This window comes from Gilvimarinus chinensis DSM 19667 (assembly GCF_000377745.1).
Classification (GTDB): domain Bacteria; phylum Pseudomonadota; class Gammaproteobacteria; order Pseudomonadales; family Cellvibrionaceae; genus Gilvimarinus; species Gilvimarinus chinensis.
This window is the reverse complement of record NZ_KB898708.1, coordinates 432062-452813: the sequence shown is the minus strand read 5'-3', so window position 1 is coordinate 452813 and position 20752 is coordinate 432062. Positions and strand designations below refer to the sequence as shown.

20 protein-coding genes are annotated in these 20752 nt (G+C 51.6%); 12 read left to right on the top strand and 8 right to left on the bottom strand.

Features of this window, described 5'->3' with window-relative positions:
- The 5 genes from D568_RS0111560 to D568_RS0111535 form a co-directional block, all read left to right on the top strand.
- On the top strand, nucleotides 1-457 hold a 457-nt coding region (locus tag D568_RS0111560), incomplete at its 5' end, for an IS3 family transposase (protein ID WP_020209766.1).
- Nucleotides 458-488: 31 nt separating this feature from the next.
- A complete protein-coding gene (locus D568_RS0111555; RefSeq protein ID WP_020209765.1) occupies nucleotides 489-854 on the top strand; it encodes a hypothetical protein in 366 nt (121 codons plus the stop codon).
- 323 nt (nucleotides 855-1177) lie between these two features.
- Nucleotides 1178-1522: a hypothetical protein gene (locus tag D568_RS0111545; RefSeq protein WP_020209763.1), complete on the top strand. Its 345-nt coding sequence runs from the start codon at nucleotides 1178-1180 to the stop codon at nucleotides 1520-1522.
- A 41-nt stretch (nucleotides 1523-1563) separates the two neighbouring features.
- The gene (locus tag D568_RS0111540; protein ID WP_020209762.1) at nucleotides 1564-2178 is read left to right on the top strand and encodes a glutathione S-transferase family protein; all 615 of its coding nucleotides are present in this window, start codon (nucleotides 1564-1566) and stop codon (nucleotides 2176-2178) included.
- 248 nt (nucleotides 2179-2426) lie between these two features.
- Nucleotides 2427-3356 carry a serine hydrolase domain-containing protein gene (locus D568_RS0111535; RefSeq protein ID WP_245551632.1) on the top strand — a complete coding sequence of 310 codons (930 nt, stop codon included), beginning with the start codon at nucleotides 2427-2429 and terminating at the stop codon, nucleotides 3354-3356.
- A 139-nt stretch (nucleotides 3357-3495) separates the two neighbouring features.
- On the opposite strand, the gene D568_RS20035 is transcribed toward D568_RS0111535, so the two are convergent.
- Nucleotides 3496-5205, bottom strand: coding sequence for a DEAD/DEAH box helicase (locus tag D568_RS20035; RefSeq protein WP_020209760.1), 1710 nt, complete (start codon nucleotides 5203-5205; stop codon nucleotides 3496-3498).
- Between the two features lie 382 nt (nucleotides 5206-5587).
- On the opposite strand from D568_RS20035, the gene D568_RS0111525 reads away from it, so the two are divergent.
- Nucleotides 5588-6433 (top strand): hypothetical protein, encoded by an 846-nt coding sequence (locus D568_RS0111525; protein ID WP_020209759.1) that lies wholly within the window; start codon nucleotides 5588-5590, stop codon nucleotides 6431-6433.
- 13 nt (nucleotides 6434-6446) lie between these two features.
- Nucleotides 6447-6839: an HIT family protein gene (locus D568_RS0111520; RefSeq protein ID WP_020209758.1), complete on the top strand. Its 393-nt coding sequence runs from the start codon at nucleotides 6447-6449 to the stop codon at nucleotides 6837-6839.
- Nucleotides 6840-6899: 60 nt separating this feature from the next.
- Here D568_RS0111520 and D568_RS0111515 read toward each other — a convergent pair whose 3' ends face one another.
- Nucleotides 6900-7436 (bottom strand): DUF3806 domain-containing protein, encoded by a 537-nt coding sequence (locus D568_RS0111515; RefSeq protein ID WP_020209757.1) that lies wholly within the window; start codon nucleotides 7434-7436, stop codon nucleotides 6900-6902.
- Nucleotides 7420-8988 (bottom strand): FMN-binding glutamate synthase family protein, encoded by a 1569-nt coding sequence (locus tag D568_RS20030; RefSeq protein ID WP_020209756.1) that lies wholly within the window; start codon nucleotides 8986-8988, stop codon nucleotides 7420-7422. The genes D568_RS0111515 and D568_RS20030 overlap by 17 nt, the downstream gene beginning before the upstream one ends.
- A 91-nt stretch (nucleotides 8989-9079) precedes the next feature.
- Here D568_RS20030 and D568_RS0111505 point away from each other — a divergent pair, with 91 nt between their 5' ends.
- The 3 genes from D568_RS0111505 (at nucleotide 9080) to D568_RS0111495 (ending at nucleotide 11142) form a co-directional block, all read left to right on the top strand.
- Nucleotides 9080-9442, top strand: a complete 363-nt coding sequence (locus D568_RS0111505) for a hypothetical protein (protein ID WP_157497837.1) — start codon at nucleotides 9080-9082, stop codon at nucleotides 9440-9442.
- Between the two features lie 29 nt (nucleotides 9443-9471).
- On the top strand, nucleotides 9472-10227 hold the full coding sequence (locus D568_RS0111500; RefSeq protein ID WP_020209754.1) for an AsmA family protein: 756 nt from the start codon (nucleotides 9472-9474) through the stop codon (nucleotides 10225-10227).
- Nucleotides 10228-10560: 333 nt separating this feature from the next.
- Entirely contained in the window at nucleotides 10561-11142 is a 582-nt protein-coding gene (locus D568_RS0111495) for a hypothetical protein (RefSeq protein WP_040516616.1), read from the top strand.
- Between the two features lie 83 nt (nucleotides 11143-11225).
- Here D568_RS0111495 and D568_RS0111490 read toward each other — a convergent pair whose 3' ends face one another.
- Nucleotides 11226-12542 carry a type II toxin-antitoxin system HipA family toxin gene (locus D568_RS0111490; RefSeq protein WP_020209752.1) on the bottom strand — a complete coding sequence of 439 codons (1317 nt, stop codon included), beginning with the start codon at nucleotides 12540-12542 and terminating at the stop codon, nucleotides 11226-11228.
- Nucleotides 12536-12853, bottom strand: coding sequence for a helix-turn-helix transcriptional regulator (locus tag D568_RS0111485; RefSeq protein ID WP_040516725.1), 318 nt, complete (start codon nucleotides 12851-12853; stop codon nucleotides 12536-12538). The genes D568_RS0111490 and D568_RS0111485 overlap by 7 nt, the downstream gene beginning before the upstream one ends.
- Before the next feature lie 306 nt (nucleotides 12854-13159).
- Here D568_RS0111485 and D568_RS0111480 point away from each other — a divergent pair, with 306 nt between their 5' ends.
- A complete protein-coding gene (locus tag D568_RS0111480; RefSeq protein WP_020209750.1) occupies nucleotides 13160-13777 on the top strand; it encodes a LysE family translocator in 618 nt (205 codons plus the stop codon).
- A 352-nt stretch (nucleotides 13778-14129) separates the two neighbouring features.
- The gene (locus tag D568_RS0111475) at nucleotides 14130-14612 is read left to right on the top strand and encodes a DUF6231 family protein (RefSeq protein ID WP_157497835.1); all 483 of its coding nucleotides are present in this window, start codon (nucleotides 14130-14132) and stop codon (nucleotides 14610-14612) included.
- Nucleotides 14613-15104: 492 nt separating this feature from the next.
- On the opposite strand, the gene D568_RS0111465 is transcribed toward D568_RS0111475, so the two are convergent.
- From D568_RS0111465 to D568_RS0111455, 3 genes are all read right to left on the bottom strand, one after another.
- Nucleotides 15105-17699: a glycoside hydrolase family 9 protein gene (locus tag D568_RS0111465; RefSeq protein WP_020209747.1), complete on the bottom strand. Its 2595-nt coding sequence runs from the start codon at nucleotides 17697-17699 to the stop codon at nucleotides 15105-15107.
- A gap of 283 nt (nucleotides 17700-17982) precedes the next feature.
- On the bottom strand, nucleotides 17983-19080 hold the full coding sequence (locus tag D568_RS20025) for a metalloprotease (protein WP_020209746.1): 1098 nt from the start codon (nucleotides 19078-19080) through the stop codon (nucleotides 17983-17985).
- On the bottom strand, nucleotides 19077-20747 hold the full coding sequence (locus D568_RS0111455; RefSeq protein WP_020209745.1) for a BatD family protein: 1671 nt from the start codon (nucleotides 20745-20747) through the stop codon (nucleotides 19077-19079). The genes D568_RS20025 and D568_RS0111455 overlap by 4 nt, the downstream gene beginning before the upstream one ends.
- Between the last annotated feature and the right edge of the window lie 5 nt (nucleotides 20748-20752).

The window sequence follows — 20752 nt, the reverse complement described above, 5'->3', positions numbered from 1 at the left end:
CTGGGTTCGACACCAATGGCTCTACCTGGCGACGGTCATGGACCTCTATTCACGTCGTATTATTGGCTGGAGCCTGGATACGAGTATGACAGAGCAGCTGATCACGCAGGCGATGCAAATGGCCATCGATGCTCGTGAGGCAGCCCCCGGCTTGATTGTTCACTCAGATCGGGGCACGCAGTATCGCTCAAACAGCTACGTTAGCTTTCTCGAGAGACACGGCATCACTCGGAGCATGAGCAGAAAGGGAAATTGCTGGGACAATGCCGTCATGGAATCTTTCTATGCTCGACTCAAAGTTGAGCTGATCTACGCCAAGTGCTATCAGTCGATTGACGAAGCGAGATCGGGTATATTTGGTTACATTGAAATTTTTTACAATCGCAAAAGAAGGCATTCTGCAAACGACGGGGTAAGCCCTGTTGAGTTTGAAGAGAAGGCAGCTATCGCTGCATAGGTACGGTGTCTATTTTTTGTGGGGAACACCATTGAAAAAAATGGATCGTAGAAACTTAACAATTATTGCTCTCGTAGTATCCGCAATAGCCGTTGGAGCTGTAGAGGTACATCTCAATAGTATTGGCGAATTTCTCACAGAGAGAACCCAAACAGTTTGGGGCTTTGCTTTCATAATGCTGAGCATAATGTGGGCTAACGAAGACGCCAAAAACCAACGTTATTCCAAGCCTTTCAGCTTTGGTTTGCTTATGTACATCTTCTGGCCTGTCGCCTTTCCATACTATTTACTGACAACCCGGAGAATTAAAGGTCTTATCTATATCCTTGGCTTTTTGGCTATCTGGTCAGGCCCTTGGCTCGCAGGTCTAATCTCTTATGTTTACATCTATGAGTAAATCAATTAACAAGTGTGTCATGCTCACCCTTCGGGGCTGGGACGGCTTACGCGCTACTCCAGCCGCCCTATACACAGGCGTTAGTTGTCCAAGTTACCCATCAGAAAGTGAAATGACTAAATACGTGTTTTTACATCTAAGGTACTTCATCTACGGGGCTTTTGGCTTCATGGCGCTAGGCTATCTTATGGAAATGTCTACTGTAGGAAATGATGGCGTATCTTCAAAGTTAATTGGTTTCCTTGGTTTGGCGGGAGGTATTTCCTTTCTGGCATCTAGCATTTCGTGTCACATTCTATTTGTATTTATCAAGGATTTGATCTATGGAAATACTTGAATGGCTACTAGCTGTGATATTCGTCGGGAGCTTATTCTATCCGATAGGTTATTGTTTCTATCGTAAAGTGCCAAATAAGCTATTTTATTTATCTTCGGTGGTTGGCGTTTCATTTGTCGTTCATTCGCTACTAGCTATTGCTGTGCTACCTATAGCACTGATAATGATTAAAATAGTACCGCAGCTGGTAGAGAACGGTGTAATGGCCAATGTTTCGCCTTTGTTGCAGCTAGTTGATGTGGTTCATAACCACTATTTTCTGGTTCTCACTCCAGTAGTGTGTATCGCATTGCCTCGCCTAATTAGAAGGCGCTATGCAATATTCACTTAAAAAGGCTGAGTTGAGACCTTACCGTTCACATTTAAAAAATCATGTACAAACTCTTCAACTATCAGCCTTCGGGCAATTGCTACAAGTTAAGGCTGCTGTTAAGCCAGCTCGGTATCGAGTATGAATCCGTCGAGGTTGATATTTTAGAGGGTGAGTCGAGAACCGACGATTTTTTAAATATTAACCCGAATGGCCGTGTTCCTGTGTTACAGGTCGAAGATGAACACCTTCCTGAGTCAAACGCGGCATTGTGGTATTTGGCGGAGGAGTCTAAGTTTATTCCGCAAGATCGTTTGGGGCGAGCGCAGGTGTTGCAGTGGATGTTCTTCGAGCAATACAGTCACGAGCCTTATATTGCGTCGGTTAGATTCTGGGTTTCTTTGCTCAAAGATAGACCCAATAGATTGAGTGAGATACAGCAGCGTATGCCATTGGGGTATGCAGCTTTAAGTGTTATGGAAATCCATTTAGCGGCAAATGATTTCTTTGTGGGTGGAGCTTATAGCATCGCAGATATTGCCCTTTACGCGTATACCCATGTTGCGGAAGAGGGTGGGTACGATCTGTCACCGTATCCGAAAATTCGCCGGTGGTTCGATCGGGTAGAGTCTCAAGCGGGTTATATACCTATGCTTGCTAGTCGGCAGGACGGTTGAGTGTTTTTGTGTTCTGTCTGCCCAGAAGAAACGCTGTGAGAGTAACTTGCCACTTTGGCGATAAGGGGTTATAAAAATCTCTGGCTCATTTAGCGCAACCATTTGAAATTGCTAATAATACTAATTACCCAAAGTACGCCATGAATAAAAAACAGTTTAAGCAACTATTTCGAGTTGTGCTGCTTGTTGGCACTGTTGTCTCTTTATTTTTTGTACCTTGGATTTTGGTAAAGGCTTGGATTTTACCTTTGCCTGATACCGTTCAAGCGCAGGTGGATGAGGCAATTGGGTACGGGTTTGATGGGATGATTGTGTACGTGGATCAGGCGGGTAAGCCGCCTGCGTTCTATGCCGCTGGCTGGAAAGATCGGCAGCGAGAGATACCCGCTGACCCGCAGGCGCTGTTTAAAATTGCCAGTATTAACAAGCTATATATCGCGGCATCTATTGCCAAGCTGGCTCATTCCGAGCGGTTGTCGTTGGATGATACGGTAGCGAACTATTTCCCGGAGCTTATCGGCAGGCTTGATTACGCCGATGAAATCACGGTGCAGATGATGGCGCAGCACCGCAGCGGTATTGCGAATTTTACGAACAACCCAGCGTTCTGGGAAAACGAACAGGAAAACGGCAAAAATGCTATTGAGTTTGCCCTCGCCATGCCCAGCAGTTTTGAGCCTGACCGTGGGTATGAATACTCCAATACCAATTATTTACTGCTGAGCCTGATCATCGACAAGGTGGTGGGTTATAGCCACACCCAGTATATCCGCGAGGAGATTTTGACCCCACTCAATCTCACCAACACCTTCTTTTCGCTGGACGAAGTCGATTTGGATGATGTGATGAGCGGCTATTACGTGGGCGTTGACGAGGACTTTAAAAGTAACGAATACGGCATGTTAGCGACCGCTGAGGATGTGGGCGTGTTCTTGCGAGCGTTAAACGATGGTTCGGTATTTAAAGAAGGTGAGCAAGAAATTTATTCATCCATTTACGTTTATGAGCACGGTGGCCTGGTGCCGGGTTATCAAAGCCTGGCGGAATACCATAAAGACATAGACACGGTCGTTGTTCAGTTTCTTAACACAACCGATTTTAACGGCTACCAATGGAACCTGTCCGAGATTTTTATAAATAGAATAGTGAAGATACTGAAAAACCAGGGTGATTCTTAACGCTGATTGGCAGGTGAGCTTAATCGGGGGGGGGCTTTAGTTTCGGAGCTTAGGTGCAATACGCGTGCAGATGGACTGAGAGCAGAATTTTTAAACGCCCGTCACAGCCTATAATGGCTGTGACGGATGTGAGGCGGTATTAACCGTGCGCTGGTTTTCTTTTACGCGGCTTAGCCTTACCTTTATCCCCGCCTTTACGCATAGGCCCGCGGTCTTCACTGAGTGATAACTGCTGGCCGCGCACGTGCAGCGAGGCGATTTTTTTTGTTTGCGCCGGTGCTAAATCTTCGGGCAAGTCCAGGGTGGCAAAGCTGTCGAACAGTTTGATCTGGCCGATGCTACGGCCTTTTAAGCCGGCTTCGTTGGCAATAGCGCCAACGATATCACCTGGGCGTGCACCGTGGTTGCGGCCCACTTCAATGCGGTAACGCTTCATGCCTTCTTCCGGGCCACGATTGTTGTTGCGACGCGGACGCTCGCCACGCTCGCCGCGATCACGGCTGCGCTCGCGCTCGGGTTTGATTTCGGCAAACTTAACTTGCAGCGGGCGATTCTTTTGTAGCAGGTACGCCAGTGCGGTGGCAATGGCTTCGGGCTCCAGATCGTGTTCGCGGCTGTATTTGGCCAGCAGCTCGTCAAAAAAGCTCAGGTTTTCTTCGCCGTTCACCACATCGGTGATTTGCTGTAAAAACTGATCAATACGCGCGGCACTGACGGTGTCGCCGCTGGGCAGTTTCATGGCTTCAATACGCTGGCCGGTGGCTTTTTCAATTGAGTACAGCAGGCGTTTTTCGCGCGGGGCAACGAACAAAATGGCCTTGCCCGAGCGACCGGCGCGGCCGGTACGGCCAATGCGGTGGACGTAGGCTTCGCTATCGTAAGGGATGTCGTAGTTAATCACGTGGCTGACGCGCTCAACGTCAATGCCGCGGGCGGCTACGTCGGTGGCGATCAGAATATCCAGCGATTTGTTTTTTAAGCGCTCGATGGTGCGCTCGCGCAGTGCCTGATTCATGTCGCCGTTAATGGCGGCGGCGCTGTAGCCACGGGCTTCGAGCTTTTCAGCAAGCTCGACGGTGGCGGTTTTGGTGCGCACAAACATGATAATGCCGTCGAAAGGTTCGACTTCCAGAATGCGGGTTAGGGCATCCAGTTTGTTGGTGCCGCTGACCATCCAGTAGGCCTGCTCGATGTTGCTGCCAGTGGTGCTTTCGCGGGCCACTTTAATCTCTTCGGGCGAGCGCAGGTAGGTGTTGGCTACACGGCGGATTTCTTTGGGCATGGTGGCCGAAAACAGCGCGGTTTGGCGGTTCTCGGGGGTGTGCTCCATAATCCAGGTGACATCGTCAATAAAGCCCATGCGCAGCATTTCGTCGGCTTCGTCCAGCACCATGGCTTTAAGGTTGGACAAGTCCAAACTGCCGCGGCGCAAGTGGTCCATAACCCGGCCGGGGGTGCCTACCACAACCTGAGCGCCGCGCTTTAACTGACGCAGCTGGCCGCGCATATCCTGGCCGCCGTAAATGGGCAGTACGTGAAAGTTGTTCAGCTCGCTGGCGTAGCTTTGAAAGGCCTCGGCGACCTGAATGGCCAGCTCGCGGGTAGGGGCCAGCACCAGCACTTGGGTGTTGGCGCTTTTGGTGTCGATGCTCGACAACAATGGCAGGGCAAAAGCGGCCGTTTTACCGGTACCGGTTTGTGCCAGGCCGACAATATCTTTACCGTCCAGCAGCGCGGGAATGGCGCGTGCCTGAATCGGTGAGGGGGTTTCGTAGCCAATTTTAGAAATGGCGTTAAGGACGGGCTGAGACAGGTTCAGCTCGGAAAAAGCAATGTTTTCTGATGACATGAATACATCCAATAATGGCGCGGGGCGCCGATTGCAAAATGGCGTAATGCGTACGCCGCGAGTCGGAGATTGACTCAAACAGACAGGTCAGGGCGCTAATGCGCCGGTAACAATCACAGGTTTACCACAGTGCCCGCAGGCCGCTGCTTTCAGGTATTTAGCAGGCTTTTATTAGTCTGCTACTTCAGGCGGGAAATACATAACCGCTTGAGGCATACGCTGGAGTAAATCTCCATCAGTATTTGCCTCGTAGCACGGTGCGCAAATGGCGCGGGCTTAGGGCTCTTGTGAGGCTTTCACTGAGGGCGCGGAGTATAGGGGATTGTTCAAGCTTTGGCCAGCGCTTTCGTGCTAATCTTGCACAAAATTGATGGGCGGGTGTATGAGCAGGGATTCACAGCAAAAACATTTATCCACTACGGCGTTGGCAAAGGCCATTGGTAAAGACGGTAAAGAGCTGTTTATTTTGTTGGCCAACAGCGGTTGGATTATCAAGGTAGACGGCCACTGGCAGCTCACTGAAAAAGGGCGTTTTGAAGGCGGTACCTACGCTAACCACCCCAAGTATGGGGAGTACATTGTCTGGCCTGAAAGTTTGAAAAGCCACCCGGTGATGGGGCTGCTGCCCGAGGCGCCGTTGAGCGCGCGCAATCTGTCGTTAAAGCTGGGTATGCCGGCGCGGTTAATCAACGTATTGCTGGCCGAACGCGGCTGGATTGAAAAGCACGTGCACGGTTGGCTGGCGACCGAGGCGGGTAAGGCGCTGGGGGCGCAACAGCACATCAGCGACAGCACCGCCATTCCTTTTGTCACCTGGCCCGAAACCTTGTTGGATAACCCTGCCTTGCAGCAAGCTGTGGCGGCTTTAAAGCCCGATGCGGCGCATTGCTTAGACGGCCACGCGCCTGCCGAGGGCGGCTTAAACCAGATTAACAATTGGCTGTATGTGACCGGGTTAACCCATGCGCGGCGCTACGGCTTGGCGCTGACGGTGGGGCAGTATCGCGGGCAGTCGGTAACGGTGGATTTTTACCTGCCACAGCAGCGGGTGGCCATTGTATATTGGCCTGCTGAAGCCGCTCCGGGTAAGTTGGCCGCCACGCTGGAGCTGCGCGAAAAACTCAAAGCCGCCCATTGCCCGGTGATTGAACTGGAGCAGTCGCAACTGGATAATCTGGATGAAATTCTAGCGCGCGAGTTAATGAAACTTAGCGTCGCCGTTTATTAAAGTAGAGGTTTTTATGGCAAGTGTATTCAGCAAAATCATCGCCGGTGAATTGCCGGGCCATTTTGTGTACGAGGACGATATCGCGGTGGCTATTATGACCATTGCGCCGTTAAAAGATGGCCACGTGCTGGTCATTCCCCGTGAAGAAATTGACCACTGGTACGATTTACCCGCCGACACCTTGGCGCACTTAACGGTGATTAGCCAGAAGGTGGCCAAGGCGTTGCAAAAGGCTTTTCCCGCTACCCGCGTTGGCATGATGATCGCGGGGTTAGAAGTGCCGCACACGCACCTGCATCTGGTACCGATGGATGAAATGAACGAACTGGATTTTGCCAATGCCAAACCCGCCGATGCCAAGGTGTTGGCGGCGCAGGCCGAAAAAATTAAGGCGGAGTTGGAGTAACGCAAAGGGCGCCTGATGTTGGTGCGTTAGCAGTGACCATCAGGCATCCGATTTAGTCGGTTAATAAGGCTTATATTCCCGTACCTCGCCATAGGGCAGTGCAGGCAGTGATTCGGCAATTAAGTCCAGCGCTTCGACGTACACTTTTTTAACGTCCGGTTTTAACCCCACACGCATGCGGCGCGACAGCATGGTCACCGGAAACAAACACTCTTCTACGCTCATGGCGCACAAAGCGCGTGAGCGACCTAACTTGTCTTCGTACACTTTCCAGGTCAGTTCTTGTTCGTCTTTAAGCATGACATCGCCCAACACCACGCCCAGCGCCTGTTGGGTGATGGTGTCGTCTTTGGCTACCAGTTCGCGGTCGATAATACGCTGCAGGGTGCTTAAATCGGATTTGTCGCCGCGAACTTGGCTGCCTAAATTCTCGCGCGCCAACCGATCAATGCGGGCGCGCTGTTGCGACAGAAAGCTCTCATCGGTCCAGCTTAAATCGTCGATGATGACCGCATCCGGGTTGTCATTTTGTTGCGCGTAAGAGGCGCTGCTGGCGAGTAAGGTGATGGCTATCAGCCATTTAATTGATGCTTTCATGGGGTACCTCTTTGTTCGCTTGTGCGGCGCTATTGGCGTGCGCCTGGTCGTGATCGTCTATCAGAGTCACAGGCTCGGGGTGAAGTTCACTTAACGGCGCTGATAACCCCGATGCCATAACAATTTGTACATGGTCGCGGCGCAAACCACGTGGTTCGGCCACACCGCAAGCGTGGGCGATAAGGCCAACACCGTAAGTCATATTGCGCTGGTAGTGGGCCACACGCTCGGCTTTATCGGTGGGCACCAGGCCGCGCTGCAGTTTCGGGTCGTGGGTGGTGACCCCTGTGGGGCAGGTGTTTTTGTGGCATTGCATGGCCTGAATGCAGCCCAGGGCGAACATAAACCCCCGCGCACTGACGGTAAAGTCGGCACCACAGGCCAGCGCCCAGGCCACCTTAGAAGGGGTGACCAGTTTTCCCGAGGCAATGACTTTAATTCGATCTTTCAGACCGTGCTGTCGGAGTAAATCGCACACCCAGGGCAGGCTTTCTTTCAGTGGCAGGCCCACATAATCCATCAGTGGTTGCGGCGCGGCGCCGGTGCCGCCGTCGCAGCTGTCGATGGTGATAAAATCTGGCGCTCGATCAATGCCGCGCTGCTTTATTGCGGCGATTAAATCTTTCAGCCACTGCTGGCTGCCGATAACCGCTTTAAAACCTACGGGTTTGCCAGTGACTTCGCGCACATGCTCAATCATGTCCAGCAAATCGTCCACCGAGCGAATATCCGGATGACCGTTGGGGCTGATGGAGGCATGGCCTTCGGGAATGCCGCGAATAGCGGATATTTCGGCCGAAACTTTCTCGGCGGGTAGAATACCGCCTTTGCCCGGTTTGGCCCCTTGGCTAAGCTTGATCTCAATCATTTTGACCTGCTCGTGCTCGCCCAAATGCTTTAAGCGTTCATCGCTCAAGTGGCCTTCATGATTGCGTACGCCATACTTTGCGGTGCCTATTTGAAACACCACATCGCCGCCGCCTTCCAGGTGATAGGGCGACAGGCCACCTTCGCCGGTGTTAAACCAGCATCCGGCTTTTGCCGCACCTGCCGACAGGGCTTGTACAGCGGGTTTAGATAGCGCGCCGAAGCTCATGCCGCTGATGTTAAAAATGGAGCTGGTGGTGTAGGGCTTGCGACAGTAAGGGCCCACCATAACCTCCGAGGGCAGGGCGGCGTCTTTTTCCAGGGTGGGAAAGGCAGAGTTTAAAAACATCACCTCGCCGGTTTTGCTTAAGTCGCGGGTCGAGCCAAAAGCGACGTTGGCGTCCACATTTTTGGCTGAGCGGTATACCCAGGCGCGCTCGGCGCGGTTAAAGGGCAACTCTTCTCGGTCCATGGCAAAAAAGTACTGGCGAAAAAACTCTCCCAAGTGCTCAAACAGATAACGAAACCGGCCAATAACCGGGTAGTTGCGCCGAATGGTGTGCGTGCTTTGATTGACATCAACCACATACATAATGGCCGCAGCGATGACGGTCAGGACAATGACACCAGTAAATAAGATGGCAATTATGCCCAGTAAATTCAGGGCGAGAGAGCTATCATTCATAAGAGCTTGTTTTCACGGTTATGTTTTATGGCTTGGTGCGCGTTATGATAGGCGTTTTTCAGCATTGGCGCATTGCCTGGGGGGAATGAATATGGGTTTTTTCGCGCGTTTACTTCTGATTTTACTGGTCATTGCGGTGTCGGCGCAGGGCGCGGCACTCTACTGGGGCTACCAGCAGCATTTACAGCTAACCGCCCGGGTGGCCGAGCTGGAAACTCAGTCGGCCGCTTTACAGACGCGGGCCGAAGCGCTGGGCAACACCATCAAAAAGATGGAACAGGATTCGGTGGGAGCCATGGTTAAAAAAGCCAATCAAGTGATTGTTCAGGGCTGGGATGCGATTGTGAACTCCGTTGAAGCGGAGATGGATCGCGCCCGCGAGGCGCTGGAACATTTGGATGAAGAGCCAGCTACTGCTGAACAAGCTGCGCCGCAAACACAGCCTGCTCCTTAAACACTAATTTTCGGCAAAGGAAGACTGACATGAAAGCGTTAAAAATTATTCTGATTATTTTGCTGGTGCTGTTTTTGTTAATCGGCGGCGGTATTTATTATTTGCTTAAAAACCTCGACACCATAGTCGCGGGTGCGATTGAGCGCATTGGCACCGAGGTATTGCAAACCGAAGTCAGCCTGGATTCTACGCACTTTGAGTTAAAACAGGGGCGCGGTGAGCTGCACGGGTTGTCCATTGCCAACCTGGACGGTTTTAATGAGCCTTACCTGTTTCAATTAAATGAGGTTGCTCTGCAGGTTGAGCCCACCACCTTGCGTGACCCGGTGATCGTGATCGACGAAATTTTAATCGATGGTGCACAGTTAACGGTGGAAGACAAAGGTATCGCGCAAACCAATATTCAAGAGTTGATGCAGCGCTTAAACCAAGGCGGTTCGCAACAGGAAACCGCATCGGAATCCTCCGGCCCCGCGCCGCGCTTTATGGTGGAAAAGCTGAGCTTTACCGATATTTCTATGGACCTAATTTCGCCTCAGTACGATAACCAGAGTGTCACTCTTAAAGATTTTAGTCGCACTAACCTGGGCGACCGTGAAACCGGCTTAACCGGGCCGCAGCTGGCTAAAGCCATTGTTCAGCCATTGATCGATAAAGCGCGCGACCGCGCCGAGGCTGAATTAAAGTCCCGTGCTCAAGATGCCGCGCAAAAAGCGATTGAAGAGAATTTGTCAGACGAAGATAAAGAAAAAGCGAAGCAGTTGCGTGGGTTGTTGGGGCAGTAAAGTATAGGGGCTGCTGAACGCAGCGGGCTTTTTATTTGCCCGAGTCGCCGGGCGGGCGAGTTACTTTTCTTTTTTGTGGGAAAAAGAAATCTAACGAAAAGAAAAGCCCACCCCGGTTCGCGGCCCTCGGCAACTGCTCCTGCGTTGCTCTACTACACTACATCCATGTAGCTATGCGGGTTCCCTCACTCCAATCGATTTCCATTCGGCTCGCTCGCAGGGGCCTCGGGTGTGCCAAAGTCAGGCTTGGGCAGATTTCTCGTTGCCTTTCTCGGCTACGGGCTTAATTCAGTTAAATCTGTTTGCGGCAATCATATTGTGAGGTATTAGGGGGTGAAAATCAGAACTGACAAGGAGACGTTAAAGACAGCCGCTATTCTTGTACTTTTGTCTTTGTTGGCTTTATCGATCGTTCGTGAGGTGTTTGTTAGCCGATTTTTATTAGATATGACGGCGGAAAGCATGGAAAATCTTACCGAGGGGAGCCGTATGGAGCGGCAGGTTGATTTCTCCACGAGTCTAACTTTCATCGATCATTTAGAGAGTAATAATACGCGAGAGGTTCTTTATAGTCTCTACGAATCGGCCCTGGGTGATTTGATGTGTGTGGACGAAGCGGCAACCCAATGTCTGCCTGAAGTAACCCGTGAACAGTTCAAGTCAAAATACGAAATGTTTATGGCGCGCGAGTGTGAAAATAACTTTTACTCGGCCTGCCTGTCTTACGGTGATTTCCTCTCTCAGCGTGATGATTTTGACCTTGCTAGCAAAGCTTATGTGAAAGCCGCGAACAATGGTAACGAGGCAGCCGCTTCGCGCTTGTATTACTTGTACAGCAATCAACATTGGGACGGCCACTCTGATGAAAAATCCGAATATTGGCTGGGTCGGTTGACTGCAGGGCAACCAAATTGATCTTGGGTGGGGAAAGGGTTTGCGCAGTAGCGGCTATATCTTTATCCGTAGTTTTTGCCCGCTTTTGTTGTATCGGGTATGACTTATAAATTCAATCTAAAATGCCCCTCAATTTCTTGAATCAAACTTTTGGGCACGGCATGTTCGGTGGCGAGTTTTTTCCATTCGCTTACGCTGTCGTAGGTTTGCTCTAACGTTTGGTCGATTTTCTTGCGGGTGAATAGGGGGCTTATTTGACTCAGGCTGTACAAGTCGTCGCGGGTAAAATGGTCGCGTTTGCCGTTCAAACTCATCCAGTGGCTGTTAACCCAGCGGCTGCCGGGTTTGTAGCTGTAGGCGATGTCGTAGGCAGGTGCCAGGCGCCAGGTGTTGTTTTGCAGGGTAAAGGCGAAGTTTTTGGCGTGGTCGTCGTGGTTGCGCGCGACAACATTAAACACCAAACGCTTTAGCAGTTGTTCGGCGTCTTCCGCAGGCAGTTTCAGCTGCCGTGCCACTTCAAATAATTCGGCGTAAGAGAACGAGCCGGGCACTTTGTAGTTAACGTGGGCCAGCCCGTTCAGGGTTTGTACGTGTATTTTCTGGTTGCCTGTGCGGTCAAAACGCTGGGTAATAAAGTGGCGGCGCTCGCCTTCGTTAATTAAATGGCAGGGCATCATATTAATGCCGCAGCTTGTCGCCATTAAGTAGTACACATACTCCATGGCGCCAAAACCCATGGGATCGCCAAAGGTTTCTCGGTCGGCGTTGTGTTCGCTGACGCCGTCAAATTTCATGATGTAGTGGTCAAATCCTTCCGGTACTCGTGCCTGCCCCGAACGTACCTGAGTAAAATCTTTATTAAATGCGAGCACCGCTTTGGGTCTTGCGCCGCCAGCGCTCATGCCCACAGATAGCAGCGCCAGCATGGCTTCGCGTTCATCGCTGCCATCGCTTTGCAGCGATACCTTAAACTCCTCACGTTGGTCGAGAATTTCCTGAGCAATGGCCACCAGCGATTCCACCTCAACCGGGGTGGAGGCGTTGAGGCTTTTTAAGCGGGTGGCGGGGTGGTACTCCAGCGCGCCCATGCCTCGGCGGCCCGTGTATTGCAATCTTTGCAGCGGAGTAATGTCGGCGGTTTGTTTACCCTGGCTTGCTACCCAGGCGTTCAGTACGGCGTTGCCAAAGTCGTCGGGCAGCGAGTCGGCAATCATTCCCGGCAGGCCTTTAAAGGTGTGAAAGTCCAGCTCGGGAAAGGTGTAAATGCGCTGGGCCAGCGGCATTTTCAGGGGCGATAGCTCGATGCCGGTGTTAATAAAGCCCTTGGTGTATTCAAACGCGCCAAGACCGGTATCGGTGTCAAAGCTTACCGCGCCGACATCGTGTTCACCGTAGGTGACCGCCACCACTTCCATTACCATGTGCTTGGCTCCTGATGTTCGTCTTTACGGCTGCCAGAGGCACGTTTGCGCTTTTTGCCCTGCAGTTTTGCCAGCTGCACCGGCGAGACGGGCGGGGGCGGCAAGAAGCTATCGAGCTGCGCGGCCAACCCCAGGGCGTGCATAATAGCCACAAATACCTCCAGCGTGGCCTGGCCTTTTTCGGCGTTGAGCACCGCTTTGCGGCTTACACCCGCTCGTTCGGCGGTCTCAACCTGGGTTAAGTCCAAGTTGAGACGAGCCTGCTTTAAGCGTTCGCCCAGTTCGTCGGCGGTTATGTTTTTTCTTTTCATAATGTCCTTAAATCGGGATTTAATGGCATTTTTTGAAGTTAATGTGCAAAAAATAGCACTTTTGTGCATGTTTGTATAGGTTCTTATTTTAGTACTTTGTCAGAGTTTTTCGTGTTAGTGTTCATTAAGTTGGATCTTATACTCCTTGGATAAGGTTTTCCTATTTTAGTTATACCACGGCAATTACCACTAAACAGACGCCAAATGGATTAAGCTCGCCGAGCTGCTGATGTCGGGTATTTGTAGCCACCGAAAGTTGAGCCGCTAGTGTCATTGATAAGAGTTTTACTGTTTTAAGGCTTAAGTATGAGTGTAGAAAGTGCGCTGTCGTTTTTTCTGGCGGTGTTAGTGTTTGGGGTAACGCCGGGGCCTGGTGTGTTTGCGATTATGGCTCGGGCGCTGGTGTCGGGGGCTGGTTCTTGCGGGTTTCTCGCGTTGGGTATGGTCATCAGCGACATTCTTTATCTGGTAGCTGCTTGTGTGGGGCTGGCTGCCATGGCGACCCATTGGAGTGAGTTGTTTACGGTAATTCGTTTTATGGGCGCTGCTTATCTTATTTACCTGGGCTGGAAGATGTGGAAGGCGCCAGCGCAGCTAAGGGCTGCCAATAAACAGGCTGATCCTGCGGATGGGGCGATGAGCTTTTTGCAGGGGTTTCTTATTTCAGCCTCGAACCCAAAGGTTATCCTTTTCTACATTGCATTTTTACCCACGTTTATGGACTTAAGTGTATTAAGTGGGCGCGATATTGCACTGGCCTCGGTGCTGACCTTCGTGGCGCTAATGGCTGGGTTACTGAGCATTGCTGTGTTCGCTGCAAAAGCGAGGCGACTTTTTACCTCCGCCTCAGCGGTGCAGCGGTTAAACCAAGGCGCTGGTTCAATTATGATGGCCGCAGGTGCTTATCTGGCATGGCGTCACTAATACACTTTGGCTAGCTATAAAGCGCTCGAGAGTCAAAAACATCTGGAGTTGTGTAGGCGGTACAAAATGAATCATGGACGAGAGAGTTTTTGCTAAGACAGCGGCATCAACAGGTTTATTTAAATGCAGTGCTGTTTAGCTGATTGTGTATTGCAGGCGGAACCCTTGGTCTGTAGCAACTGACAAAAAATACTTTCGGAGTTGGCAACCTAAGCGTTATCGTTTCGATGGTTGCTCTTTCAGTCTACAGGAAGTCTGCGATTTAGAGTCTGCTCAAGCTTTAAAAGCCATTCTTGTGATTGCATACAAAACAATGTGATACTGATTTAAACCCACAAAGTTGATGTTTTTTATGTCTAGCCCCAGCCAAGCCTTAGCCACCGTAATTGATAGCTGCCAACCCAAAGCAATGGTTGCCTTGGGTGAACTCGGTAAACAGTTAGCGCAGCGTTGGGCAGAGCATCAGCCGTGCGATGTGAGTGTTCTGACGCCGGAGGCTGCGGCCAAAGCTTTGTCACTTTCTAAAATTCAGGATTTGGCGCTGGTAACGGATGCGTTGGAACAGTTGGATTTTCAGCAGGGCCAAACATTAATTGGTTTATTGCGTAACTATGGCACGCGGCAAATAGCGGTGCTGGTGAGTGATGACAGTGGTTGGACTGATCGAGATTTTATTGGCTTAGGATTTAAACGGCAGGAAAAGTTTGCAAGTGAAACCGATTCGCAGGCTTTTACGCTTTATACGTATAACATTAACAATTACAACCATAAGCGCACCTGGAATAATCCGCAGCACTGGGCCAACCCGCACATGTGGAATAAAGCCTGGTGGTGAGCGTGTGATTAAGAAATAGGCGCAGCTTCACTTAGGTTTGGGATGAGAAACGACACACAGATAATAATTAAGGATAGTAATGTCTTATAAATGCCTTCGCTGTCAAAAATCGTTTACTGCGCGGCAAGCCCTTTGTGAGGATTGGCGTGACCCTGAAAAATCGGTAGGTTGCCCACATTGCGGACTTTTTCAAAAACAAGATTTACGGCCAAATCTGCAACAGTCTATTTTGATAGGGGTTATGTCGGGGGGCATTGCTACCCCAGCGGTATTTTTGATAGGCCGTGGTTTTTCAAGCGCTGACACTCTTCTGTTGTTTTACGGCGTGGTTATTCTCATCAGTTGTGCAGCCGCTTTAATGTTGAGTGTACGGAATTGAAGAGAATTTGACCTGGGCAGAGTATCGCTGCGCAATAATTTCTTTAACTCAGTGGAGAAAAAGGCCGTTGGCTTAGCGCTAACGGCCTGATGTTGAGGTTAACGGTTACTGCATTACTCCTCTAACAACGCTTGACCCGCATGAGTTAAAAACAAATACATGCTTCCCATGGGGATAACATACTCATTTTGCCCCCAAAAGAATGGCCAGTTGCTTTTGTTTTCAGGCAAATCGGGCGGCAATACCAGCACGCCTGGAACCACTCCACCGGGAATAAACGAAAAGTCGGCGCGGTTGCTGCCATAAGCGGCTGTTTGCGACTCGGCGCCTATGCCCGAGGCAAAGGAGTAGTTCGAATCCGGATGGGTGCCGTAAATGTAGTTAAGGCTGCGGAACACTAAGTCTTTTTCGACGATGTCCGGAAAGGCTTTGTGAAGCCAGTAGTTGGTGATGCCAAAACCCATTACGCTGCTGTTGCCGGCCCAGCCGCCGCGAGTAATGGGTACACCGTAGGGGTTGTCTTTTTCAATGTCGCTGATACCGCTCCGGTATTGGCGCGCCAGAGTTTCCAACTCGGCGGCGTAGGCGTCGTCCATATAGGGCAGGGCAGACACTAGCATGGCAACATTTTCACCGCGAAAGTTTTCTTTAACCTGAGGCAGCAGTTCGCGCACTGCGTCGGCGTATTGTTGTTTCTGGGTGGCCAATAACAATTCCACTGCGGCTTTTAGGTGCTCTTCTTCCAGTTTGCCACCGGTGGTGTTGCCAAAGCGAAAGGTGTTGGGCTCACGGTTTGCTTCGTACTGCCAGACTTTTTTCGCCGTTGTCAGGCTCTCTGCGGCAAGTTCGGCGTTGATCGGGCCAAGCACTCGGCTTGCGGCGGCCAGAGCCGCGGCGGAGCCATAGTTTAGAGCGCTGGTGTTACTGGTAAAGGCCCAGCGATCATCAAAGCGGCCGCTGTGGGTGCCGTTTTCGGGCATTACGTCTTCAGCGGCGGTGGGGTCGACAGTCGAGGGTTCGTACATGGCGCCCACGCTGCGTTCTTCGGCGTGGGGGTCCATGCCTGCATCGTAGATCATGTTGTCGGTTTTAGTAGAGCCGTCGCCTAGGTGTGGGTACTGGTATAAGCGCCCGGCAACGATGCCGGGAATAGCATGGCCGATGGCGCGATGCTGGGCAATTAGCGCCAGAGTGCCGTGTTCAATTTGCTGCAACACGTCTTGTTTGCCATCGGGGCGGTTGATTTGGGTGAATTTTTTCGCCTGATCGACCGTGGTGTTATCGCGCTCAATACCAAACTCTTCGACGGCATGCACCAGGCCCTGCACCGTGTGGTATTGCGACTGGGTGCGAATGTCGTAATCACCGGCATCGTACCAGCCGCCGTAATTGAGCCCGTCGATATGCTCAAAAGGTTTAAAGTCGGTGTCGAGGTTTTCGTCGTGGGCGTAGAGGTCAAAGTGCTCGTAATTGGGGGGCGCTTGCAGGGCGTCGTCCATGTGCGAACGGCCGTGCCATACTCGGTAGGCTTCGCGCACGAGCATGTGATCCATTTGTACCGGAAAGAAAAAATCCAACGTCGGTTGCCAAACTTTGGTCAGTACGTCTTGGCTGATGGGAAAGCTGTTACCGATTTGTGTGCCGTAACGCAGCTGATACAAGCCGGGTTCGTTTACTTCGGAAAAATCAAACGTAAAATATTGGTAGCGCAGGTAGTTGCCCCAGGGTTGGGGTTTAGCGCTGAGCACCACTTGAGTGCTGCCGTCGGCATTGATTTTTAATAGCTCTACGCGGTTCTCTGGTGTGTCATTTGGGTCAAGCTCAATCACTGCTTGCTTGGGTTGAGCAGGGTGGTAACCCACCTGCGAATACCCTACAACGGGTTTGCGCACCCAGTTGGGGATGGCGCTAATTTCTATGTTCCACTCCACGACTTTTCCGCTGCTGCCTGCGGGTATCATATCGCGTACTACATACCAGCCGTTTTGCGCCTTGGTGCGACCATCGAACAGCATCAATTCGCCATCGCCTAAGGTTTCGCGAATTGTTACACGGCGCTCGTTATCTTCGGGCGCCAGTACCAGGGTTTTACCTCGGGCGAAAGGGGTGGGCTCGGTAAGGCCATCCGCATTCATTCGCATACCGTGGGCGGTAGAAGCTGAGCGGGGAAATTGTCCGGGCGTACCATCGGCCAAATAGGTTTTATCCCAGTATTCGGCGGGCACAAACTCCATATTAAAACCGGCTTTGCCTTCAAGCTCGGCGGGTAGCGGTTGGTCTAAATGCACGCTAACGCTAATGCCAGACTCATTGGTCTTGGCTTCGACGGTGTAACTGAAGTCCAGCTCGGGGTAGGCGAGCTTGGTGGTGATCGTGCCTGTTTCAGGGTTTACATCGCGCGACACAAACTGGCCCATACCGTCCCACTGCTCGGGGGTGTGCAGCAGGCGAACATCGCCATTGGTCGCGGTGCGCTCGCCGTGCTGAATAATTTCTATACCCGCTGTTTTCGCATCAAAAAACAAGCCACCAGGTTTACTGGAAAAGGCAAAAACATCCACGGCGGCTGAGTCGAAGTATTCTTTCTCGTTGAGTGTGAGGGCCGCCTGCGCATTTGATTGAGGTTGCGTCGCGCAAGCGCTGAGCAGCGCTGCCCCGGCAATGGCTGCCGCCAGGGGGCGCCAGTTAAAACGTGTGTGGCTGTACATGAAAGTCTCCTTGTTTTTATCGTTACCAAGCTGCGCGATACAATCTCGCTTCACTTTTATTGAGCTATTACAGGTTTATTGATTCTTATGTTCAATGTGACTATTACAGATAAAGATAACGTAAAACAAAATGAATTGCGATAGACGGGTATTGGGGAATAAAAACGGCCTGAAGCCTTTTGGGCCGGGCGCTCCGGCGAGGTTCTTACGTCAAATAAGGGGGTTTTTAGGAGGGATAAGGTTTGTAAATATTTGCCGTGATCGGCCGATTATGTCGTTGATCTCAGCTGGACAGAAACACAAATGGCAGATTGGCCCCGGCAATGCCCGAGCCTGCCATTGCCCAGGAAATGGCGACTAAAACAGCGACAATAAAAAAGTAGAGTGCGGCGCAGACCGTCATGCCATAGGTGTTCATGGGCACTTGGCGTTGGTACTCCTTACTGCCACTGGCAAGGAGATCCACCGCACCTAAAATGCCAAAAAACACCAGCAGGGTAAAACCGAAGGCAGCTGCACCTGCCACCAGCACGGCGCTTAGCGCCAGCATGATGATATGCCCCAGTTTGCCCGGCTTGCTGTAGGCGATGGCTTTAATAGCCTGGCCTCCGTCAAGAGGCACAATGGGCAGCAGATTAAAAATATTTAACAACAGGCTAACGGCCGCAAAAATAGCCAGGGTTTGATAGCCCGTTAGCAGCCATGCCAGCCAACCTGCCACAGCGCCCGCACTGCCTATAACCGGGCCTGCCATAGAAATTTTATAATCCTGCCAGCGGGTTTTTGCTTGCTCGCTGACGGCCGCACCGCCTAAAAAGGGGATTAAATAAATGCCTTTTACTTTTAAGCCGCACTGGCGCATAGCCATCACATGGCCGAATTCATGAATAAAAAGCGCGGCAATAATGCAGATAGCCACTTCTAAATTAAACAGCCACGCCCATCCCGCTAAGGCGGTGCCGGCCAGTGCGGCCTTTAACGCTCCGGCGCTTTTGATTAATTTAAAAAATAAACCGAACAGTGCAATGCCGTGATTTTTGGCTGCATGAGTGGTCTTGTTCTTGGTGTTGGTGCTTATGTGGCCAGACTCGGCGATTGCAGCGGCTTTGCTTAGGCTGCCGACAATAGGCTGTTGCCCTTCGGCAAGGGTTTGCTGCTCGGAAAAAATTCGGTAAACGCAGTGCTTAGCGGTATTGTCGAGAGAGTATTCCAGCGTGACCGTGCCCTGGCCGGGCAAGTTAAACGCGTGCACGCCATGCCATTCATGGCGAATATTCAGTGACACGACCTTGCCGTCCAGGCGCAACTCATCCAGAGATGCCTGTTGCCGCCTAAGTTGCAGTCTGTGGCCTGTCAGCTCAAGGTCGAGTAGCTCGGTCATGAGGTGGGGTAAAGCGGGGCAAGGCCGTCGCTTTTGCCATCGCGCTTGTGCACGCGCAGTTTCTGCAGCTGCGGCAACAGCGTGCCGGGCTCAAAATTGTGTTGTTGTGAGCTGTAGATAGCTTTGTCCAATTGCTGTAGTTGCTGGCGGATGGTTTCGTCGTTCGCCAAACGGCTCAATTCGTCCAAACCTTTGACCGGAGTGTGCCAATGTACGCTGGCCCACTGCAATAAATTTTGCCGCAGCTCGCTCCAGTTTTCATCGGCAGCGCTGCGTTTAATCTGTTTCCATAATGTTTTGTCGCTGACGGTGTGAGCAGTGCTACGGCTTGCTTTTGGCGTTCGGCTTTTGGGCGCAAAAAAGTAGAGCGCGGCAAAAATAATTAACAGCACGGCGGTAATGCCCTGGCTGATCAGCAGCCATAAAGGGGCGCGCTCAATGACTGTGACTTTGCCTGCTCCGCCGGTTGTATCTGGTTCGTTTGCCACATTGACGGGCTTGCCCGGTGTGGAAGGCAGGGTGGCATTCACTTCAAGCGCTGGCAGGCTTGCGGTTTCAAATTCACCGGTTTGGGTATTAAACCAGCGCAGCTCGACGGGCGGTAAACTTGCCCGCCCCGCGGCATTAGGCACCAGTGCAAGGGTTTCGGTGCGGGTGCTTGTTACGCCGTTACTGCTGCGGTTTTCGTCGGTTTGAGCTTTGTCTTTGTAACTGCTGTAGCCCTCAATGTCGCCAAACTCGATGGGTGGCAGTTGGGTAGGCAGCAGACCATCGGCTTCGATGGTAACGCGCCGCGTAACGGGTTCGCCTGCCACCAGGGCGTCGGGGTCGTGGCTGAAGTGTTGGGTGAGCTTAATGTCTTTTGCCGGTAGCCAGGCACCTGTGCCATTGGCGGCGGGAATGGGCTTAACGTCAATCTCTATGGCCTGACTGCGACCGCGGCGCACTGGGCCCGAGCTAAAGCTCATGAGTGAGCGGCCGCCGCTTCGCAGCTGCGCGGCGTATTGCAAGGGGGGAATGCGTAACGTACCGCTTTTTTGCGGGTAGAAAGCGAAGACCACTTCGTAGACTAAATGCTGTACGCCATTGATGGTGGAAACATATTCGTCTTCGCTGACGGCTTCAACCAGCGCGTTGTCCAACTCAAAGCTGCCCAGTTCGCGCCCGCTCCAGTTGTACTTTGAGTACAGCTTGGCGCTGACAAGCACTTGCTCTTGCACGTAAACCGAATTTTTATTCGCGGTGACTTCTAAAAAGGTTTCGGCGTTGGCATCGGCGGGCGATTCGGGCGCGTTGGTCACATGGATGGTGACGGGTTCGGAGCTGACTCCGGCCACTTGTAAGCTTGGAATGACAATTTGACCACGGCTTTTGGGTACCAGTGCCAGTTGCCAGATAATGGACGATTCACTGCGACCATTCACGCTCACAGATTGCACTCGCTGACTGATATCGAGAATGTCAAAATCCTTTCGCAGCACGGCAAAGTCGGGTTCATCGCGAGTGTTGCCGTTTTTTAACGTGACGTTAAGAGTGAGTTGATCGGTAATCGCTAAACTCGTGCGCCCCGGTTCAACCGTCAAGCTCGCCGCCCAAACGGGGCTTGTGAGTAAGAAAATAAACAGGGCGAAAAAAAATCGGCGTGCCATAGGTGTTTGCTTGCTCATTGGTT